Source organism: uncultured Corynebacterium sp. (assembly GCF_945649885.1).
Classification (GTDB): domain Bacteria; phylum Actinomycetota; class Actinomycetes; order Mycobacteriales; family Mycobacteriaceae; genus Corynebacterium.
In genome coordinates, this window is record NZ_CALZFS010000151.1 from 1 (window position 1) to 5,661 (window position 5,661).

7 protein-coding genes are annotated in these 5,661 nt (G+C 59.6%); 1 reads left to right on the top strand and 6 read right to left on the bottom strand.

Annotated elements, in window-relative coordinates:
• The first annotated feature begins 194 nt into the window (after window positions 1-194).
• Window positions 195-1,703, top strand: a complete 1,509-nt coding sequence (locus Q0M74_RS12655) for a GH32 C-terminal domain-containing protein (protein ID WP_293955020.1) — start codon at window positions 195-197, stop codon at window positions 1,701-1,703.
• A gap of 215 nt (window positions 1,704-1,918) precedes the next feature.
• Here Q0M74_RS12655 and Q0M74_RS12660 read toward each other — a convergent pair whose 3' ends face one another.
• From Q0M74_RS12660 to Q0M74_RS12685, 6 genes are all read right to left on the bottom strand, one after another.
• Entirely contained in the window at window positions 1,919-2,788 is an 870-nt protein-coding gene (locus Q0M74_RS12660) for a methyltransferase domain-containing protein (protein WP_293955022.1), read from the bottom strand.
• A gap of 76 nt (window positions 2,789-2,864) precedes the next feature.
• Window positions 2,865-3,032, bottom strand: coding sequence for a DUF3117 domain-containing protein (locus tag Q0M74_RS12665; RefSeq protein ID WP_293955024.1), 168 nt, complete (start codon window positions 3,030-3,032; stop codon window positions 2,865-2,867).
• A gap of 60 nt (window positions 3,033-3,092) precedes the next feature.
• Window positions 3,093-3,470 (bottom strand): hypothetical protein, encoded by a 378-nt coding sequence (locus Q0M74_RS12670; protein ID WP_293955026.1) that lies wholly within the window; start codon window positions 3,468-3,470, stop codon window positions 3,093-3,095.
• A 3-nt stretch (window positions 3,471-3,473) separates the two neighbouring features.
• On the bottom strand, window positions 3,474-4,205 hold the full coding sequence (locus tag Q0M74_RS12675) for a glucosyl-3-phosphoglycerate synthase (protein ID WP_293955028.1): 732 nt from the start codon (window positions 4,203-4,205) through the stop codon (window positions 3,474-3,476).
• Window positions 4,202-5,053: a dihydropteroate synthase gene (folP, locus tag Q0M74_RS12680; RefSeq protein ID WP_293955030.1), complete on the bottom strand. Its 852-nt coding sequence runs from the start codon at window positions 5,051-5,053 to the stop codon at window positions 4,202-4,204. The genes Q0M74_RS12675 and folP overlap by 4 nt, the downstream gene beginning before the upstream one ends.
• 20 nt (window positions 5,054-5,073) lie before the next feature.
• Window positions 5,074-5,661 (bottom strand): TIGR00730 family Rossman fold protein (locus Q0M74_RS12685; protein WP_293955032.1); only part of this gene is annotated, 588 nt, incomplete at its 5' end.

The following is a 5,661-nucleotide window of genomic DNA, read 5'->3' on the forward strand; positions in this document are numbered from 1 at the left end:
GAAGGACATGTACCGCCGGGGTGAAGTCATATGATCAAAAGACTGCACCCCGGCTCTTTTATGCCCTCCATACCCACTATGAGCTGGGGTTTCTCCACAACAATCCGCTAAATAGCTACTCTCGATCAACAGATACTGATCTCCATCAGTGATCCACAAACATCTCAAGCAACGTGAAGAGCTAGGACTGACACATGGCTGAAACTCCCCGCACCCACCACCGTCCCGAACTGCACCTGACCGCTGAAGACGGTCTGCTGTTCGCTCCGGCCGGGGCGCTTCTAGACGGTGACACCTGGCATGTCTTCCACCAGTACCGTCCAGAACCTGACGCCGGACCACGCTGGGCACACCAGTTCTCCGATCAGGCACCGTTTGTTTGGGACATCTGTGATGATGTGTTGGCCCCCAAGGGTGGTGAAACCCAGATCCGTGCCGGGTCCGTGGTGTCGAACAAGGGTGGGGTTGATCTCTATTACACCTCCGTGACTGAAGCTGGCTCCGCCATTCACGTGGCCCGCATTGAGGATCTCGCAGCCACCACTGAGTCCGTGTCGGAGAATGCCCTGGATCTGGATGCCGGGGTGATCCGCATCGGCAAGGTGGTCAGCGACACTGACAGCTACACCAAGTTCCGCTCCCCCTGCGTGGTCCCTGACTGGGAGGATGAGAACAACCGTGAGGATGGCCATGAGGGCTGGTTGATGCTGGCAGTCAGTGGCCCCTCCGATAAACCGGACCTGGTGATCCTGACCTCTGCTGATGGTCGTGACTGGCAGATCAGTGGACCACTCACCTTCAAGGGCCTCACCGGCCTGTCAGATGATGCTGTTCTGGTCAGTCCTCGCATGATCCGTCTGCGCGATGAGGTTGATCATGAGATCTATGATGTTGTCATCGTCACCATTGAACGCGATGGTGTGGACATCTCCGGTTATGTGGTCGGTCAGCTCAACGGCACCGAATTTGATGTGGTCACCCCGTTCACCCGTATTGATCACGGCCATGACTTCTCACGTCCCCGCAACACCAACTACACCGAGGGCACCCAGCAGGTTGAGGACCGCTACGCAGAGGCGCACATCTTCGGCCTGATGAACGGTATTGGCCGTCTGGATGATCCCACCCGGCACAAGAGTTGGAAGGAGGAGGGCTGGGCCAACACCATCTCTGTTCCCCGTGTGGTCACTCTCCAGGAAGGCACTCTCTTCCAGACCCCACCATCTGGGCTGTTGGAAGCCATCTATGAGTCCGATGCTGCTGCCGGCTGGACCGCACTGTGTGACATCCCTGCCGGAAGCTCTGTCTCCATTGAACTGCGGGACCAGAAACGCAACACCGCGGCCATCATTCACCACCGCCACAATGAGCTGGTGATTGACCGTTCCATGAACCCTTATTATGAGGGCGATCCGGTGGCCATGGCGCCACTGTCTGCTGAGGACACCGATTCCCTGTTCATCATCGTGGATGGTTCCACCGTGGAGGTCTTCGCCGATGGCGGTGACGTGGCCATGGCCAGCCGTGTCTACTTTGAAAACGGCCCCATCTACAACTTTGAGGTTTCCACCGCCGGGGATGCCACCATCCTCAATGCGCAGGCCCACTACCCGGATGATTTCTCCACCGTCGGACTGCCTGATCTGGATGAGCTGACTCAGTTCGATGCTGATGAGCACCCTCATGAGGGTCCGGTCCGCTAATCCCCCACAGCTGTCTTCCAACTAATAGGACATGAGAAAAACGGTGAGTCCATCAATCAGGACTCACCGTTTTGTCGTAGCTCCGCTGGAGAGACTACGCATATTCCTTTAGCAATATCTTCAGTTGGGATAGCAAGAACAGTATTTTCAGAAATGCTTCCACGTGCCTGATGTCGATCACATTAAACAGGGTGCTGTTTTCTCAAGGACATGCTTTAAGCAATGCGCTCCAGGCGGGTGATGCGTGCCCGTGCGGTGACGGTCATCTGCTCCGGCAGGGCCTTGATGCGCTCAGCCAGGGCTTCCGGCTTGATATGGCGGGCTGAGGGACTCATACCGATCTGAGTTTCAATGGATTTCTGGTCCAGCATCATTTCAAATTCCACGAGTTCGCTCTCGCCGACCTGCTGGAGGTGGCCTGCTGCCTGTTCAATCATGCGGTCAACCTTGCCTTCCTCCACCTCGATGATGCCCAGGGGTGCGCGGAGTTCGGCCAGGTGGCCGGTTTCCGGGGTCAGGATGATGACCTGGCCCTTGGGCTTGAGGATACGGGCGAATTCCGCGGCGTTGCGGGGGGCGAAGATGACGGTGATGGCGTCCACGGAGTCGGACTGGATGGGCAGGCGGGCCCAGGCATCGGCGACGATGGCACCTATGCGGGGGTGGCACTTGGCCAGGTGTTTGGCGGCGTGTACGGATACATCCACACCAATTCCCCGCGATCCTGCGACACTGTCCAGGGTGTGGGAGAGGTAGTAGCCGGTTCCTGCACCGATTTCACAGATGACAGGTGTGGCGTCATCGGCAACCTCAGCAGCGTCCAGAACGTCATGGACGGCATCGGAGGTGGCTTCGACGAAGGGGGCAAAATGTCCGCCTGCGAGGAAGGTTTCACGGTCGGCGATCATCTCGGCATCATCGCCGGAGTATCTCAGTCCTGCGCCGCCTGCAAGGGTTACGTATCCCTGGCGGGCAACGTCGTAGGAATGCCCAGACTCAGACACCAACCTGGTGAAGTCCTCGACACCCTGCAACGGGGTGCCGTCGATCGGGTCTGCCAGAACATCAATGATGTGTGAAAGCACTTTCGCATTACTCCTTGAAATGGGTGTTTGCCGTCGATATCGGGTTAATCCTACCCACGCGGGAACCCTGATGGAGTTACTGGGCTGCTTCGGTGAGGAGTGCGCCGAGTTCGGCTGCTTCTTCCTTGTTCAGTTCCACCACGAGACGGCCGCCCCCGTCAGAAGGAATCCTCATCACAATCTTGCGGCTCTCTTCTACCGCTTCCATTGGTCCGCTACCGGTCCGTGGCTTCATTGCTGCCATGTTGATTCCAGCTCCTTACACAGATAAATAGTCCGCACTTATCGCGGCTAAGGAACCATTTTACCCGTTTTCTGAATTTTTGGTCGGGAGGTCAGCCAAACCCCGATCGGGGGCGGGTGAGGAAAATTCCTGATCAGCAGCACTCTGCACTACCTGGTCAGTGCGCTGTTCCAGGCGGGAAGTGAGGGAATCTACCTGCCATGTGAGGTGGGCGATGACATCGTCCACCTGGTCCTGGCGGTAGCCACGCATCACGGTTTCAAACATGATGTCATTGATCTGCCCCTGCCCCACAGCCCGACGGTTGTGTTCCATGACCTCTTCATTGTCCGGCATCGGCATGGCTTCCGCACCGCGTCCGAAGAGTTTGGCGAACATCCAGGTGAACAGCACGATGAGCGCGGCGAGCACGATGATCATCACGATCCAGGTCAACATGTTTCAGCAGTCTAGTGGATCACGCTGTACCAAGGGGATTTCGCGACCACTGCGTTGCAGGATGGTGGCGGCCACCACCTCCGCCATGGATCCCAGAGCACTGAGTGGCTGGTGGTTGTGGCAGCGGGAGCCGAGGTCAACCTGGGCGATGGCGCCGACACCGTGGGTGGAGGCGACGTCGATGAGCAATCCGACCTCGACCCCGTAGCCACCGACAAACGGCAGGGCACGTGCGGTATGGCGCCTGATGGCGTATTCCCCGCCGAGTGGTTGACGGATGTGGGCAAGTTCCGGGAACAACAGGCGCAGCAGGGGTTTAGCGGTGAGTTCAGTGACCCTGCCTCCCCCGGTGGGCGCATCGCCGTAGGTACGCAGATAATCAGCCTTGACCAGGTGGATGTCCGGGTTGTTGAAGGGTTGCACCAGAGCTGTGATCATTCCGCTCCGCATGGAGGTGAGGTCTGCATCCACAAACACCACGATGTCTCCGCTGGCTGCGGCCACACCCCGCCACAGGGATTCACCTTTACCCGGGGTCGGGGGGACATCGGGCAGGATCTCCCGCCAGTTCAGCACGGTGGCACCTGCTCTGCGGGCATTGTCTGCGGTGGCATCGGTGGAATCTGCGTCAATCACGATGACCTCCGCTGGCCCATCAGCCAGTACCGCGCGCACCACACCAGCCACGGTGGGTGCCTCATTGAGCGCCGGGATGATGACGCTGACGGTGTTCACACCAGCCCCCTGATGGTGTTCAGTGGTGCCACATCTCCCTGGATGGCCGCGGTCATCTGGAGAACATCGCGGGTATCGCCCACCTCATGCACCCGGAATGCGGCACAGCCCCGTGCGGCAGCCCACGCGGTGGCTGCCAGGGTTCCGGGCACCCGCTGGTCAACAGGCTTGTCCACGGTCTCTCCGATGAAGTCTTTGTTGCTCAGCGCCATCAACACCGGCCAACCGGTGGCCACGATCTCATCAATGCGACGCAGGAGTTCTAGGCCGTGGAAGGTGTTCTTGCCGAAGTCATGGGTGGGGTCGATGAAGATCCTGCCCTCCGGCACCCCGGCGCGCACGGCTTTTTCTGCCAGTGTGGTGGTTTCGTGGATGACGTCGGCGACGATGTCATCGAAGGAGACGCGGTGTGGGCGGGTGCGGGGTGTGACTCCGCCGGTGTGAGAGCAGACGTAGCCGACACGGTGGTGGCCGGCGACTTCGAGGAGTTCGGGGTCGTGGCCTGCCCAGGTGTCGTTGACCAAGGTGGCGCCAGCCTGGATGGCTTGGTGGGCGACGTCGGCGCGCCAGGTGTCCACGGAGATGGCGATGTCGGGGAATTTTTCGTGTACTGCCCTGATGGTGGGGACGACGCGGTCGATTTCCTCCTGGGCGGAGACGTAGTCGCCGGGGCCTGCTTTGACGCCGCCGATGTCGATGATGCCGGCACCTTCGTTGATGACGGTGGCCACGCGGTCGAGTGCCGCGGTATCGGTGAAGGTGGCTCCCTTGTCGTAGAAGGAGTCCGGGGTGCGGTTGACGATGGCCATGATCACCGGGAGGTCATCGGTGGCGTAGGAGGAACTCATATGACCTAATCTAGCGACTGCTAGTCGTGTCGGCGTGCAACGTCCAGTCCGGCGTGGGCGTCGACGATGAACTGGACTGCCTCATCGATGTCGTCGGTGATGAGGACGCGGTCGATGTCTCCTTCGGCGATCATGCCTTCTGCCACCAGTCGGCCGCGGATCCAGTCGACCAGTCCGGCCCAGAATTCGGTGCCGATGAGCACGATGGGGAAGTTGGTGACCTTGCCGGTCTGGACCATGCAGAGGACTTCGAAGAGTTCATCCAGGGTGCCGAATCCTCCGGGCAGGCAGATGAAGGCCTGGGAGTATTTGAGGAACATGGTTTTGCGTGCGAAGAAGTAGCGGAAGTTCAGGCCCAAGTCCACATAGGGGTTGAGGCTTTGTTCGTGTGGCAGTTCGATACCCAGGCCCACGCTCAAGCCGCCGGCTTCGCAGGCTCCTTTGTTCGGGGCTTCCATGAGTCCTGGTCCGCCGCCGGTGACCACGGCGTATTCCGCCTGGACGAGTTTTTCGCCGAGTTCCACGCCTTGCAGGTAATAGGGGTGATCAGTGGTGGTGCGTGCGGAGCCGAAGACGGTGACTGCTTTGGGCATCTCGTGGAGGGCGTC

Coding starts and splice junctions, on each gene's coding strand:
- Q0M74_RS12655 (WP_293955020.1), top strand. CDS start 195: ATGGCTGAAACTCCCCGCACCCACCACCGTCCCGAACTGCACCTGACC.
- Q0M74_RS12665 (WP_293955024.1), bottom strand. CDS start 3,032: ATGGCAGCAATGAAGCCACGGACCGGTAGCGGACCAATGGAAGCGGTA.
- Q0M74_RS12670 (WP_293955026.1), bottom strand. CDS start 3,470: ATGTTGACCTGGATCGTGATGATCATCGTGCTCGCCGCGCTCATCGTG.
- folP (WP_293955030.1), bottom strand. CDS start 5,053: ATGAGTTCCTCCTACGCCACCGATGACCTCCCGGTGATCATGGCCATC.